12 protein-coding genes are annotated in these 14,404 nt (G+C 74.8%); 10 read left to right on the forward strand and 2 right to left on the reverse strand.

The genetic code is table 11. From position 1 onward, the window contains the following. Positions 1-2: 2 nt before the first annotated feature. From aspS to AB3388_RS12255, 6 genes are all read left to right on the forward strand, one after another. On the forward strand, positions 3-1,778 hold the full coding sequence (aspS, locus tag AB3388_RS12230; RefSeq protein ID WP_495411040.1) for an aspartate--tRNA ligase: 1,776 nt from the start codon (positions 3-5) through the stop codon (positions 1,776-1,778). A gap of 51 nt (positions 1,779-1,829) precedes the next feature. Next, positions 1,830-2,204, forward strand: a complete 375-nt coding sequence (locus AB3388_RS12235) for an effector-associated constant component EACC1 (RefSeq protein WP_495411041.1) — start codon at positions 1,830-1,832, stop codon at positions 2,202-2,204. A 4-nt stretch (positions 2,205-2,208) separates the two neighbouring features. Then, positions 2,209-4,110: a caspase family protein gene (locus tag AB3388_RS12240; RefSeq protein WP_495411042.1), complete on the forward strand. Its 1,902-nt coding sequence runs from the start codon at positions 2,209-2,211 to the stop codon at positions 4,108-4,110. 10 nt (positions 4,111-4,120) lie between these two features. After that, on the forward strand, positions 4,121-5,212 hold the full coding sequence (locus tag AB3388_RS12245) for a pyridoxal-phosphate-dependent aminotransferase family protein (protein WP_495411043.1): 1,092 nt from the start codon (positions 4,121-4,123) through the stop codon (positions 5,210-5,212). A 201-nt stretch (positions 5,213-5,413) separates the two neighbouring features. Next, the gene (locus tag AB3388_RS12250) at positions 5,414-6,706 is read left to right on the forward strand and encodes a glycosyltransferase (RefSeq protein WP_495411044.1); all 1,293 of its coding nucleotides are present in this window, start codon (positions 5,414-5,416) and stop codon (positions 6,704-6,706) included. Next, positions 6,703-7,632 (forward strand): hypothetical protein, encoded by a 930-nt coding sequence (locus AB3388_RS12255; RefSeq protein ID WP_495411045.1) that lies wholly within the window; start codon positions 6,703-6,705, stop codon positions 7,630-7,632. The genes AB3388_RS12250 and AB3388_RS12255 overlap by 4 nt, the downstream gene beginning before the upstream one ends. On the opposite strand, the gene AB3388_RS12260 is transcribed toward AB3388_RS12255, so the two are convergent. After that, on the reverse strand, positions 7,619-8,407 hold the full coding sequence (locus AB3388_RS12260) for a type IV toxin-antitoxin system AbiEi family antitoxin (protein ID WP_495411046.1): 789 nt from the start codon (positions 8,405-8,407) through the stop codon (positions 7,619-7,621). The two genes, AB3388_RS12255 and AB3388_RS12260, sit on opposite strands and share 14 nt — an antisense overlap. Before the next feature lie 221 nt (positions 8,408-8,628). Then, positions 8,629-9,486 (reverse strand): aldo/keto reductase, encoded by an 858-nt coding sequence (locus AB3388_RS12265; RefSeq protein ID WP_495411047.1) that lies wholly within the window; start codon positions 9,484-9,486, stop codon positions 8,629-8,631. 36 nt (positions 9,487-9,522) lie between these two features. On the opposite strand from AB3388_RS12265, the gene AB3388_RS12270 reads away from it, so the two are divergent. The 4 genes from AB3388_RS12270 (at position 9,523) to alaS (ending at position 14,400) form a co-directional block, all read left to right on the forward strand. Beyond that, on the forward strand, positions 9,523-10,851 hold the full coding sequence (locus AB3388_RS12270) for a replication-associated recombination protein A (protein ID WP_495411048.1): 1,329 nt from the start codon (positions 9,523-9,525) through the stop codon (positions 10,849-10,851). Positions 10,852-10,947: 96 nt separating this feature from the next. Then, complete coding sequence (locus AB3388_RS12275) at positions 10,948-11,373, forward strand: DUF948 domain-containing protein (RefSeq protein WP_495411049.1); 426 nt, start codon at positions 10,948-10,950, stop codon at positions 11,371-11,373. After that, positions 11,373-11,663 (forward strand): hypothetical protein, encoded by a 291-nt coding sequence (locus AB3388_RS12280; protein ID WP_495411050.1) that lies wholly within the window; start codon positions 11,373-11,375, stop codon positions 11,661-11,663. Before AB3388_RS12275 ends, AB3388_RS12280 begins: the two co-directional genes overlap by 1 nt. A gap of 55 nt (positions 11,664-11,718) precedes the next feature. Next, on the forward strand, positions 11,719-14,400 hold the full coding sequence (gene alaS / locus AB3388_RS12285; RefSeq protein WP_495411051.1) for an alanine--tRNA ligase: 2,682 nt from the start codon (positions 11,719-11,721) through the stop codon (positions 14,398-14,400). Positions 14,401-14,404 lie beyond the last annotated feature (4 nt).

Genomic DNA, 14,404 nt, shown 5'->3' on the forward strand with positions numbered 1-14,404 from the left:
CTGTGCTCCGCACCCACGACGCCGGCACGCTGCGCGCGTCCGACGCCGGTACCACCGTCACCCTCGCCGGCTGGGTCGCCCGCCGCCGCGACCACGGCGGCGTGGTCTTCCTCGACCTGCGCGACGCCTCGGGCTACGTGCAGGTCGTCGTCCGGGAGGAGGAGGCGCACCACCTCCGCAACGAGTACTGCGTGCTCGTCACCGGCGAGGTGCGCCGGCGTCCGGAGGGCAACGAGAACCCGGAGCTGCCGACCGGCGAGATCGAGGTCGCGACGTCGTCCCTGCGGGTGCTCTCGGCCTCGGCGCCGCTGCCGTTCCCGATCGAGACCGACGTCGCGGCCGGCGACGACGTCCGCTACAAGTACCGCTACCTCGACCTGCGCCGGCAAGGCCCCGCGCGCGCCCTGCGGCTGCGGTCCGAGGTGAACCGGATCGCCCGCGGGGTGATGGCGGGGCACGGCTTCGTCGAGGTGGAGACCCCGGACCTGACCCGCTCGACGCCGGAGGGGGCCCGCGACTTCGTCGTCCCCGTGCGGCTGCAGCCGGGCAAGTGGTACGCGCTGCCCCAGTCGCCGCAGCTGTTCAAGCAGCTGCTGATGATCGGCGGCCTCGAGCGCTACTACCAGATCGCCCGCTGCTTCCGGGACGAGGACTTCCGCGCCGACCGGCAGCCGGAGTTCACCCAGCTGGACTTCGAGATGAGCTTCGTCGAGCGCGACGACGTCCTGGCCGTGGCCGAGGACGTCGTCCGGGCGCTGTGGCGCGAGCTGGCCGGCTACGACGTGCCGGAGATCCCGCGGATGAGCTACCGCGAGGCCATGGACCGCTTCGGCTCCGACAAGCCCGACCTGCGCTTCGGTCTCGAGCTCACGGAGCTGACCGACTTCTTCGCCGACACGCCGTTCCGGGTCTTCCAGGCGCCCTACGTCGGCGCCGTGGTCATGCCCGGCGGCGGGTCGCAGCCGCGGCGGGCGTTCGACGCCTGGCAGGACTGGGCGAAGTCGCGCGGGGCGCGTGGCCTGGCCTACGTCACGGTCGGCGAGGACGGCACCCTCGGCGGCCCGGTCGCCAAGAACATCTCCGACAAGGAGCGCGACGGCCTGGTCGACGCCGTCGGCGCCCAGCCGGGCGACTGCGTCTTCTTCGCCGCCGGTTCCCGACGCTCCTCGCAGGAGCTGCTCGGCGCCGCGCGCAACGAGATCGCCCGCCGCCTGGAGCTGATCGAGCCCGGCACGTGGTCGTTCCTGTTCGTCGTCGACTTCCCGATGTTCGAGCAGACCGAGGACGGCGACTGGACCTTCATGCACCACCCGTTCACCTCGCCGACCCCGGAGTGGCGGGAGCGCTTCGCCGAGGACAAGGGGGCGGCGCTCTCCGACGCCTACGACCTCGTGGTGAACGGCAACGAGCTGGCCAGCGGCTCGGTGCGTATCCACGACGCCGCGCTGCAGGAGAAGGTGTTCGAGACCCTCGGCATGTCGAAGGAGGAGGCCCGCGAGCGGTTCGGCTTCTTCCTCGAGGCGTTCTCCTACGGCCCGCCGCCGCACGCCGGCGCCGCGATCGGCTGGGACCGCACCTGCGCGCTGCTGTCGGGGGTGGAGTCGATCCGCGAGGTCATCGCCTTCCCGAAGACCGGCGCCGGCTACGACCCGCTGACCGGCGCGCCGACGCCGATCAGCGAGGCGCAGCGCAAGGAGGCCGGCATCGACGCGAAGCCGGAGGACCCGCCGCTGCCCGGCGAGCCGGGCGCCCCGGGGCCGACGAACCCCGCGCACTGAGGGGCCGAGGGGCCCTTGTCCCTCCGGGGGCGGCGGCGGACCATCCGGTCCGTGGAACTGCACGTCGTCCTCCACCCGGACGCCGGCGCCGACCCGGAGGACGTCGACCGCCTCGGCCGGCAGCTGCGCAACGAGCTGCGGGCGCTCGACGTGGACGAGGTCGCGACCGTGGACGACGGGCCGGCGCCGGCCGGCGCCAAGGGCGGGGTGGCGGTCGGCCTCACGGAGTGGCTGGTCACCCTGAGCGCCGGCGGCGGCGTCTTCGTCGCCGTGATCGGCACGATCAAGGACTGGCTGACCCGTCGCGGGGCCGGGCACAAGGTGTCGGTCACCATCGACGGTGACACGCTCGAGCTGGACAACGCGACGGACGCCGAGCGCGCCCAGCTCGTCGCGACCTTCGTCCGGCGGCACCAGCCGGCCTGAGGCCGTGGCGCCGCAGCGGAAGGCGCTCCTGGTCGCCACCTACGGCTACCAGGACCCAGGGCTGAGCCGCCTCGCCGCGCCGGCCCACGACGCCGAGGCGCTCGCCGACGTCCTGCGCGACCCCGACGTCGCCGGGTTCGAGGTCACCGTGCTGCTCGACGAGCCCGCGCATGTCGTCGGCGAGGCGATCGGCGACTTCTACGGCGGCTGCCGGCGCGAGGACCTGACGCTGCTCTACTTCTCCGGGCACGGCCTCAAGGACGACGACGGCCGGCTGTACCTGGCCATGACCAACACCCGCCGGGACACGCTGCTCTTCACCGGGCTGCCGGCCGCCTCGATCAGCGACGCCATGGACGGCTGCTCCTCCCGGCGCAAGGTGCTGGTGCTCGACTGCTGCTACAGCGGCGCCTTCCCCGCGGGCCGGACGGCGAAGGCCGACCCCGCCGTGCACACGCTGGAGCGGTTCCAGGGCCGGGGCCGGGCCGTGCTCACCGCGTCGGACGCCACCTCGTACTCCTTCGAGGGCGACGAGCTCACCGGCTCGGGCAGCCGGTCGGTGTTCACCCGCTACCTCGTCGAGGCCATGCGCAGCGGGGCCGCGGACCTCGACGCCGACGGCGACATCACCCTCGACGAGCTCTACAGCTGGGTGCGCGACCGGGTCGTCACCGAGATGCCGCAGCAGCGGCCCAAGAAGCAGGAGGACGTCGAGGGGCGGATCGTGATCGCCCGCAACGTGGCGTGGGAGCTGCCGCGCCACCTCCGCTACGCGATCGACAGCCCGATCGCCGCGCAGCGGCTCGGTGCCCTGGACGGCCTCGGTGACCTGTACCTGCGCGGCAACGAGCGGGTGCGGGAGGCCGTGGAGCGCGAGCTCACCACCCTCGTCGACGACGACAGCCGGTCGGTGTCGACGGCGGCGACCGACCTGCTGGTGCGGCTCGGGACGCCGCCGGAATCGGTCGAGCCGGAGCCGCCGCCGGAACCCCCCGTGGTCGTGGCGGTGACCGAGGAGCCTCCACCGGCGCCCGAGCCCGGCCCCGCCCCCGCACCGGCGGCGCCCGTGGCCCTGGCGCCGCGCGAGGCGCCGGCCCGGCCGACGGGCGTCGAGCTGCGCCGGGCCGGGGTGCTGGCGTGCGTGGCCGTGGCCGGCGCGCTCCTCGCGATGTCGCGCTTCCTCGTCTTCGAGTCCGGCAACGGCTATCGCGCCGCGGACCTGTCCTGGACCACGGTGACGTGGACGGTGGAGGTGACCCTGCCGCTCCTGCTCGCGGCCGGGTTGCTGCTCCTCCGCCGGTGGGGGCGCTCGGGCGACGCCCTCGCCGCCGGCCTGCTCGCGGGCGCGCTGCTCGGCCTGGTCGGCGAGCTGATCGGGTGGCGGGCGATCTTCACGTACTCGGGGTACGCGGTCGGGCCGGCCTGGTGGGCGTGGCTCGCTGGTCTGGTCGTGCTGGCGGCCGGCCTCGCGGTCGCCGTCTCCTCGGGCGTGCTGCGCCCGGCGCCGTCCCTGCGGCGCGACCCGGCGGCCCTCGTGGCCACCGCCGCGGTCGTCGTGTCGCTCGGCGTCTGGCTGTTCGCGATCGCGCACGACCTGACCGTCGTCCAGTGGTTCTGGTACCTCGCCCCGGGCGTCCTGTTCACCCTCGCCTGCCTGCCGGTCACCCTGCTCCGGCTGACCCCGGACCAGCGGCGCTTCGCACTCGCGGCGGTGACGATCTTCGGTGCGGCGCTGGAGGTCGGCGGCATCGCGATCATCACGCGGTCCGACTCGAACTACGACGTCCCGGCGGTGGTCCGCGCGATCGGTGCGGTGCTGCTGTCGCTGATCGCCTGCTACGCGGCCCAGTTGCTGCCGGCGCGGGCGGCCGGCCGGGTCCCGGCCGACGCGGAGGGGCCTCGGTAGCCTCCGCCGCATGCCGCTGCGTGCCCGCACCCTGCTCGGACCCGGACCGTCGAACCCCTACCCCGAGGCGGTGGCCGCCCTCGGGTACCCGCTGCTCGGGCACCTCGACCCGCTGTTCCTCGAGGTCCTCGACGAGACCTCCGACCGGCTGCGGCGGGTCTTCGGGACGGCGAACCGGCGCACGCTGCCGCTGTCCGCGACCGGCTCGGCCGGCATGGAGGCCGCCTTCGTCAACACGGTGGGCCCGGGCGACGTGGTCGTCGTCGCCGTCAACGGCCTGTTCGGCCAGCGGATGGTCGACGTCGCCTCGCGCTGCGGCGCCGAGGTGGTCGCCGTCGAGCACGAGTGGGGCTCGCCCGTGGACGTCGAGCGCGTGCTCGCCGCCCACCCGTCGCCGAAGCTGATCGCGGCGGTGCACGCGGAGACCTCGACCGGCGTGCGCTCCGACCTCGCGCCGCTGGGCGCGGGCAAGGGCGACGCCCTGCTGCTCGCCGACTGCGTCACCTCGCTGGGCGGCATCCCGGTGGAGCTCGACGAGTGGGGCGTGGACCTGGCGTACGCCGGCTCGCAGAAGTGCCTGGGCGTCGCGCCGGGGCTGGCGCCGTTCACCATCAACGACCGCGCCTGGGAGCGGCGGGTCGAGCGGCCGCAGAGCTGGTACCTCGACCTCGGCATGCTCGGCGGGTACGCCGGCGAGGCGGCCGGCACCGGCGGGCGCACCTACCACCACACCGCGCCGACCGGCATGGTCGTGTCGCTGCACGCGGGGCTCGGCCGGATCCTCGGCGAGGGGCTGGAGGCGGTGCACGCCCGGCACGAGGAGGCCGGCCGGCTGCTGCACGCCGGCCTCGAGGACCTGGGCCTGGAGCTGTTCGCGGCCGAGGGGCACCGGCTGCCCGAGCTGACCACCGTGCGGGTGCCGGACGGTGTCGACTCCGCCGCCGTCCGCAAGGAACTGCTCGAGCGCTACGACCTCGAGATCGGCGGGGGCGTCGGGGCGTACGCGGCCACCGTCTGGCGGATCGGCCTGATGGGGCACAACGCGCGGCCCGACGCGGTGGCGCTGCTGCTGGGCGCCCTGCGGGAGGTGCTGGGCCGCTAGGGCGCGTCTGCCGGATCCATGCCGACGGAAGCGCCGTCCAGGCGGATGCACCGCAAGGCCGAGGGGGCGCTGGATACCGGGTTTGTATCCAGCGACCCCTCGAACGCAGCGGGGCGCCGCCCGGGCGGTGCTAACCAAGGCTGGAAATCCGGCAGACATGCCCTAGGGTCCCGGGGCGTTCCGTTTCCTGGAGGTGCCCCCGTGCGCGTGCTGGTGGCCGCGATGCCGTTCGCCGGCCACGTCGCGCCCATGGCCGCCGTGGCCGCTGAGCTCACCCGCCGCGGCCACGACGTCGTCGCCTACACGGGCAAGAAGTACGGGCCGCGGTTCACCGACGTCGGGGCGACCTGGCTGCCGTGGGCGCAGGCGCCGGACTTCGACGAGTCGGACCTGGCCGCGACGTTCCCGGCGGTGACACACGGCCGCGGGCCGCGTGCGGTGACGGCGAACGTCGAGCACGTGTTCCTCCGGACCGCCGCCGGGCAGGCCCGCGACATCCTGGCGGCCGGCCCGTTCGACCTGCTGGTCTCCGATCAGCTCGCGGGAGGCGCGGCGCTGGCCGCGGACGCGAGCGGCACGCCGTGGGCGTCGGTCGCCCTGGTGCCGCTCGGGCTGCCCAGCCGGGACCTGCCGCCGTTCGGGCTGGGCCTGCGACCGGGGCGCGGACCGCTCGGCCGGGTGCGAGACGCCGCGCTGCGCGGGCTCTCGGCCCTCGTCCTCGGCCGGCGGCTGGACGCCGTCGCCGCCGAGGTGCGGGCGTCGCTGGACCTGCCGGCGACGCGGGTCCCGGCGCTCGAGGCGTTCTACTCGCCACAGCTGGTGCTCGCCAACGGCGTCCCCGAGCTCGAGTTCCCGCGCAGCGACCTGCCGCCGCAGGTCCACTTCGTCGGCCGGCTGGCTCCGCCGGCGGCCGGGCGGCCGCTGCCACCGTGGTGGTCGTGCCTGGACGGCGACCGGCCGGTCGTGCACGTCACCCAGGGCACCTACGACGTCGACCCGGCCGACCTGCTGCTGCCGGCCCTGGCGGGGCTCGCGGGCCTGCCGGTCACGGTCGCTGCGGCCACCGGCGGAGCGGCGCTGCCGGCCGACCGGGTGCCCGCCAACGCCCACCAGGCCGCGTTCCTGCCCTACGACCGGCTGCTGCCCCGGACGGCGGTGATGGTCACCAACGGCGGCTGGGGCGGCGTGCTGGCGGCGCTGGGCGCGGGCGTGCCCCTGGTGGTGGCCGGCGGAACGCTCGACAAGCCCGAGATCGCCCGGCGGGTGGCGGCGTCCGGGGTCGGCGTGGACCTGCGCACGGGCCGGCCCACACCGTCGCGGGTGCGGGCGGCCGTGGAGCGGTTGCTGGCCGAGCCGTCGTTCGCCGCGCGGGCGCGGGCGGCGGGGGAGTCGCTGGCCCGGCACGGCGGTGCGCCCGCCGCGGCCGATCTGCTGGAACGGCTGGCCGCGACGCGGTCGCCGGTGCTGCGAGACGAGGGAGATCCGTGGACGTGAGCACCCCAAGGCTGCCGGTGTGGGCGCTGGTGCCGCTCGCCGGGCTCGTCTGGTGGGCGGGGGGATACCTGTTCTGGGTCCTCGACGGCCTGCGGGCGGTCCCGGTGGGCCCGCGGATGGCCCTGCCGCTGTCGGCGTCGCTGCTGAGCGTCCTGGTGCTCGGTGCGCTGGCCGGCGGGGTGGGTGCGGGGGTGCTGTGCCTGCTCACGCCGCGGCGCGGGCTCGGCGTGGTCGCCACGCTCGGCGGCCTGGCGGTGGCCCTCGCCGTGGCGCTCGCGGACTCGGCGGCGACGCTGATGGGGGAGTCGCCCGACGCGTTCAGCGGCGACGGCGTCGTCGTCGGCGGGCTGTGCGCGGTGGTCGTCGCGGTGGCACTGGCGGGCTGGGGACTGGGCTCGGCCGCGGCGCTCGGCCGGCCGGGGCTGGCGCTCGGTCTGGCGGTGCTCGCCGGGGCGGCGCCGGCGTGGGTGTCCTCGGTCGCGGCCGCCGTCATCGGGCCGTCCGAGTCCTTCGACGTCGTCGGGCGGGTGGCGGTGTGGGCGGGCGCCGCCGTCCTCACGGTCGCGCTGGTGACGGCCGGAGCCCGGCCGCTGACCCGGCTCGCGTGGTGGCCGCCGGCCGTGCTCGCCGCCTGGTTCGTCTCGCCCGCGCTCACCGCCGCGGGGTACCTGGAGCAGCTGCTCCGGCCCGGCACCGGCCTGCCCCGGACGCTGCCGGACTCGCTGGCCGCGGCCTGGCAGGTCTTCGGCCTCGCCTCGTCGCCGACCCAGCGCGACCTCCTGCCGTGGGTGGTCGCTCTCGTCGTCGCGGCCTTCGTGGCCTTCCTCCGCGCCGGCCGGCGCGGTTCCGACCGAGTTGATCATCGGCACGTGGCTACCCCTGTCGGCGTGTCGGGCAGCCACTCGCCGATGATCAACGAGCCGTAGGGCGCCATCCTCGGCTCAGCAGCGCCCCGCGCGTGCGTTCGACCACCGTGCCGCGGTTGAGGTGCCGCTGGGCGAAGCGCAGGACCAGCCAGCCGCCCGCCGCCATGAGCGAGTACCGGTCGATGTCGCTGCCGAACCTGTCGAGCTCCGCGTGCTGCTGGCCCTCGTACTCGAGCAGCACCTTCCACCCGGGGTAGCCGAGGTCGCCGTGCGCGACGGTGCGGCCCCACCGGTCGTGCACCGGCACCTGTGGCTGCGGATCCGGCAGGTCGCTGCCCAGCTGCCAGTACCTGATCAGGCTCTCGGGACGCGACATCGCCTGGGCCGAGAGCATCGGGGCGCACTCCCTGGCGCGGACCACGCCGCGCACCCGCTCGGCGCGGCCCAGCCGCTCCGCCAGATCCTCCGCGTTGAGGTGCTTCGCGGCCGTCAGCGCGTCGCCGACCGCGACCAGTTCGGCCGGCGGCAGAGCCTGGGCCAGGTCCAGGAAGGTCTGGGCGCCGGAGGTGACGCGCAACCCGTCGAGCTCGACGACGTCCGCGGGCTCGAGGCGGCGGGCGTGGACCAGGAACTCGGCGCGCTGGGGCAGCACCCGGCGAGGGGTGAGCGCCACGTGCGCCCGCGGGGGAGCGTCTACGTGCCCGCCGAGGAGATGCGCGGCGGTGAGGTGGCTGTAGGCGGCATCGGCAGGGAGCACCGAGGCGAGCAGCTGCAGCCGCTCACGGACGTCGATCGCGTCGTCGAGGCGGACGACGAGGTCGTGGCAGAGGCGCACGAACGCCGGTCCGCGGAGGCGACCCCGGGTCAGCCCGGCCGCACGAGCCGAGGCGAGTGAGTAGGTGGGAGGAAGGGACACAGCCAGGCAGCCTCGGCCCGCGACCGGCCTGCCGATGGCCGTCGTCGCCAACTGTGGACGAGGCAACCGGCTGTGGATCGCGGTTGATCATCGTCAGGTGGCTGCGCGACACGCCGATGAGGGCAGCCACCTGACGATGATCACGGTTGATCGAGGCGGGCGAGGTGGGCGTCGGTGAGTGTCAGGTCGGCGGCCGCGGCGCAGTCGGCGATGGACGACGGCCGCGAGGCGCCGGGGATGGGGATCACGACGTCCGCCTGTGCCAGGTGCCAGGCCAGCGTCACGCGGTGGACCGAGACGCCGAGCTCGGCGGCCACCTCGGCGAACGCGGGCGCAGCCGTGTCCAGCGACCCGGCCGAGCGGATGCCGCCGAACGGGCTCCACGGGAGGAACGCCAGGCCGTGCGCCGCGCAATGGGCCAGCTCGTCGGCCGAGTGCCGCCAGCCGGGGGAGAACTGGTTCTGCACGCTGACCAGCGCGTCGCCGCAGATCTTGCGCGCGACGTCGATCTGGGCGATGTCCGCGTTCGAGATGCCGACCATCCGCACCAGCCCGGCGTCGGCGAGCGCGCGCAGGGCGCCCATCGACTCCTCCCACGGCGTCTCCGGGTCCGGCCGGTGGTACTGGTAGAGCCCGATCGCGTCCACGCCGAGCCGGCGCAGCGACGCCTCGCAGGCCTGGCGCAGGTAGGACGCCGAACCGTCCAGCTCCCAGGCGGAGCCCCGCCGGGTGTGCCCGCCCTTCGTCGCCACCAGGACCTCGTCGGAGCCCCCGTAGGAGCGCAGCGCGGCGGCGACCAGCTCCTCGTTGTGCCCGAACTCCGCCTCGTCCCGCGCATAGGCGTCGGCGGTGTCGATCAGCGTCACCCCGGCGTCCAGGGCCGCGTGCACCACCGCCTCGGCCTCGTCCGGCGACGGCCGGTCGTCCTTGGTGGACAGGGGCATGGCGCCCAGCCCGATCGCGCTGACCGTCACGTCCCCGATGCGTCGCGTGTGCACGGGTTCCGTCGTGCCCCGCGGGTAGCGTCAGGAACCGTGAGTTCGTTGTTCGACCAGCCGGCCGAGGACGCGCCGGAGGTCGACCCCGGGGCGCCGCTGGCGGTGCGGATGCGGCCGCGCTCGCTCGACGAGGTGGTCGGCCAGCAGCACCTGCTCGGCCCGCGCTCACCGCTGCGCCGGCTGGTGGAGGCCGACGAGCCGATGTCCGTCGTCCTCTACGGCCCGCCGGGCACCGGCAAGACGACGCTCGCGCACGTCATCTCCCTGGCCACGAAGCGGCAGTTCGTGCAGCTCTCCGCCCTGGACTCCGGCGTCAAGGAGGTCCGCGCGGTCATCACCGCGGCCAAGCGCGAGCTCACCTACGCCGGCCGGCGCACCGTGCTGTTCATCGACGAGGTGCACCGCTTCTCCAAGACCCAGCAGGACTCGCTGCTCGCCGCGGTCGAGGACCGCATCGTCAGCCTGATCGCCGCGACCACCGAGAACCCGTTCTTCTCCGTGGTCAGCCCGCTGCTCAGCCGCAGCCTGGTCCTGGCGCTGCAGCCCCTCGAGGACGACGACATCCGCACCCTGCTGCACCGCGCGCTCACCAGCGACCGCGGTCTGGACGGCGCGGTGACCCTGGCGCCCGAGGCCGAGGAGCACCTCGTCCGCATCGCCGGCGGCGACGGCCGCAAGGCGCTCACCGCGCTGGAGTCCGGCGCCGGGGCCGCCCAGCAGGCCGGCGCCAGCGAGATCGACCTGGTCACCCTCGAGACGGCGGTGGCGCAGGCCGCCGTCCGCTACGACCGGCAGGGTGACCAGCACTACGACGTGGCCAGCGCGCTGATCAAGTCGATCCGCGGCTCCGACGTCGACGCCGCGCTGCACTACCTCGCCCGCATGGTCGAGGCGGGGGAGGACCCGCGGTTCATCGCCCGCCGGCTGGTCATCTCCGCCAGCGAGGACATCGGCATGGCCGACCCGACGGCGCTGCAGACGGCGGTGGCCGCGGCCTCGGCGGTGGCCCTCATCGGCATGCCCGAGGGGCACTTCCCCCTGGCGCACGCGGTGGTCCACCTGGCCACCGCGCCCAAGTCGAACGCGATCACGGTGGGGATCGGCGAGTCGGTCGCCGACGTGCGGGCCGGGCGGGCCGGCCCGGTGCCGCCCGGGCTGCGCGACGCCCACTACGCCGGGGCGAAGAAGCTGGGCCACGGCAGGACCTACGTCTACCCGCACGACCACCCCGACGGCATCGTGCCCCAGCAGTACCCGCCCGACGCCCTCGTCGGCCGCGACTACTACCGGCCCACGAACCGCGGCGCGGAGGGCGCCATCGCGGCCCGGCTGGCCAAGCTGCGCGCCATCCTGCGCCGCCGCTGACCGCCGGTACGGACGGACAGCGGCGGAGCGCCCCGGCTACTGTGACCACGCCGGGTCGTCGCACCCGGTGCCGCCGCGACGACAGGAGAAGACCGCGTGTCCGCAGGAGAGTGGGCCGGACTGATCGCAGCCCTCGCCTTGGTGCTCTTGGTGCTGCTCCTGGCCATCCCGCTGCTCAAGCTCGGCCGGGTCCTCGACGAGACCACGCTGACCATCCGGCAGACCCGGGAGCAGGCCGCACCGATCCTGCTGCAGGCCAACACCACGGTCGCGCACGTGAACAGCAACCTGGAGCGGGTGGACGACATCACCGGCAACGCGGCCAACGTGTCCAGCAACGTCGCCGCGCTGAGCAGCATCGTCGCCGCCACGCTCGGCAGCCCGCTGATCAAGGTGGCCGCGTTCAGCTACGGCGTGCGCAGCGCCGCCCGCAAGAAGCGGGAGGGCCAGGCGATCGCCGAGGCCGCCCAGCGGGACAAGGACGCGCGCCGCGCGCGCCGTGCCGCCCGGCGGGCCGCCTGATGCGCCGGCTGTTCTGGCTGGCGATGGGCATCACCATCGGCGCGCTGGTGGTGCGCAAGCTCTCCGCCGCCGCCGAGAAGATGACCCCCGCCGGGATCCTGGGCTCGCTGGCCGACGGGCTGCGCGAGCTCGCCGAGGCGATCGGCGACTTCGGCGCCGACGTGCGGGCCGCGGCCGCCGAGCGCGAGGCGGAGCTGCGCTCCGGCACCGGCCTCGACGCACCGCTGCCCGCCCGCGAGCAGCTCGCGCTGCCGTCGGTGCTGCCCGGCCGGCACGCCGCCGATAACTGATCACCGGGGGCGGGCGCCGTCCCTACCGAAGACACCACGGACGAAGTAGAGCCGAATGCAGACCGCCGAGATCCGCCGCCGCTTCCTCGAGCACTTCGCGGAGCGCGGCCACACCGTCGTCCCCAGCGCCTCGCTGGTGTCGCCCGACCCGTCGCTGCTGTTCACGGTCGCCGGCATGGTGCCGTTCATCCCGTACCTGACCGGGCGGGAGCCCGCGCCCTACCCGCGGGCCACCAGCGTGCAGAAGTGCGTGCGCACCCTCGACATCGAGGAGGTGGGCAAGACCACCCGCCACGGCACGTTCTTCCAGATGAACGGCAACTTCTCCTTCGGCGACTACTTCAAGGAGGGCGCGATCCAGCACGCCTGGGACCTCGTCACCGGCTCCCAGGCCGACGGCAAGCTGGGCTTCGACCCCGAGAAGATCTGGGTCACCGTCTACCTCGACGACGACGAGGCCGCCGACGCCTGGAAGCGGATCGCCGGCCTGCCCGAGGAGCGGATCCAGCGCCGCGGGCTCAAGGACAACTACTGGCACACCGGCCAGCCCGGCCCGGGCGGCCCGTGCAGCGAGATCTACTACGACCGCGGCCCCGAGCACGGCCAGGACGGCGGCCCGGTCGTCGACGAGGACCGGTTCCTGGAGATCTGGAACCTCGTCTTCATGCAGTACCAGCTCGACGACGTGCAGTCCAAGGAGGACTTCCGCATCGTCGGCGACCTGCCCAGGAAGAACATCGACACCGGCATGGGCCTGGAGCGGGTCGCGTACCTGCTGCAGGGCGTGAACAACCTCTACGAGATCGACGAGGTCTCGCCGGTGCTGCACCGGGCCGCCGACCTGTCCGGCGTGACCTACGGGCGTGACCACGCCGACGACGTGCAGCTGCGGGTCGTGGCCGACCACATCCGCAGCGGCCTGATGCTCATCGGCGACGGCGTCACCCCGGGCAACGAGGGCCGCGGCTACATCCTGCGGCGGTTGCTGCGCCGGGCGATCAGCTCGATGAAGCGGCTCGGCGTCGACGACGCCACGCTCCCGGAGCTGCTGCCGGTCTCCCGCGACGCGATGAGCCCGAGCTACCCCGAGCTGGCCGCCGACTTCGACCGCATCTCCGCCGTCGCCTACGCCGAGGAGGAGGCGTTCCGGCGCACCCTGTCCCAGGGGACGACGCTGTTCGACACCGCCGTCCGGCAGGCCAAGGCGTCCGGCTCCCCGCGGCTGTCCGGCGAGCAGGCGTTCAGCCTGCACGACACCTACGGCTTCCCGATCGACGTCACCCTCGAGATGGCCGCCGAGCAGGGCGTCACCGTCGACGAGCAGGGCTTCCGCGCGCTCATGCAGCAGCAGCGCGACCGGGCCCGCGCCGACGCCCGTGCCAAGAAGACCGGCTCGGTCGACGTCCTGGCCTACCGCCAGCTGCTCGCCGAGCACGGCCCCACCGACTGGCGGGCCTACGACACCCTGCGCACCGACTCGCTGGTTCTCGGGGTCGTGTCGGAGCTGGAGGAGTCCGGCACCGAGGCCGTCGCCGGCCCGGGGGAGATCACCCGCGTCGTGCTCGACCGCACGCCGTTCTACGCGGAGTCCGGTGGGCAGATCGCCGACGCCGGCCTGCTGACCTGGGACGGCGGCCGCGCCGAGGTGCTCGACGTGCAGCGGCCGGTCAAGGGCCTGGTGGCCCACCAGGTGCGCGTCCTCGAGGGCGAGCTGCGGACCGGCGCCGAGCTGGTGGCCGAGGTCGACCGCGAGTGGCGGCTCTCGGCGTGCCAGGCGCACTCCGGCACCCACGTGGTGCACGCCGCGCTGCGGCAGGTGCTCGGGCCGCAGGCGCTGCAGTCGGGCTCGTACAACCGGCCCGGCTACCTCCGGCTGGACTTCGCCTGGCAGGGCGCGCTGACCCAGCAGCAGCGGCACGACATCGAGGAGGTCGCCAACGCCGCCGTCCGCGCCGACCACCAGGTGACCGCCACCTACATGTCGCTGCCCGAGGCGCAGGCGATCGGCGCCCTGGCGCTGTTCGGAGAGACCTACGGCGAGCAGGTGCGCGTGGTCGAGATCGGCGGCCCGTGGTCGCGGGAGCTCTGCGGCGGCACGCACGTGCGCGGCAGCGCGCAGATCGGCCCGCTGGCGCTGACCGGCGAGTCCTCGGTCGGCTCGGGGGCGCGGCGCGTGGAGGCGGTCGTCGGCCTCGACGGGTTCCGCTACCTGGCGCGCGAGCGCGACCTCGTCCGCCAGCTCGGCGAGCTGCTCAAGACCCCGACCGACGGGCTGGTCGAGCGGGTGAGCGGCATGCTCGCCCGGCTGCGCGACGTGGACAAGGAGCTCGCCGAGCTGCGCGCCCAGCAGACCGTCGCCGCGGCCGGCACCCTCGCCCAGGACGCCCGGGACCTCGACGGCGTCTCGGTGGTCACCGGCGCGCCCGGCGGCCTGGGCGGCGGCGACCTGCGCACGCTGGCCCTCGACGTCCGGGGGCGGCTGCCCGCCGACCGCCCCGCCGTCGTCCTGCTCGCCTCCGAGGCCGGCGGCAAGGTGGCCCTCGTCGCCGCGCTCAACCCGGCCGCGGTCGGGCGCGGGCTCTCGGCCGGCGACCTGATCAAGGCGGCCGCGGCGCCCGTCGGCGGGCGCGGTGGCGGCAAGCCCGACGTGGCCCAGGGCGGTGGCACCGATCCCGCGGGGATCCCTGCGGCGCTCAAGGCCGGAGAAGAGGCGGTCGCGGCCGCCGTAGGGAGGTAACAAA

The organism is Geodermatophilus sp. SMS 5-13, assembly GCF_059428245.1.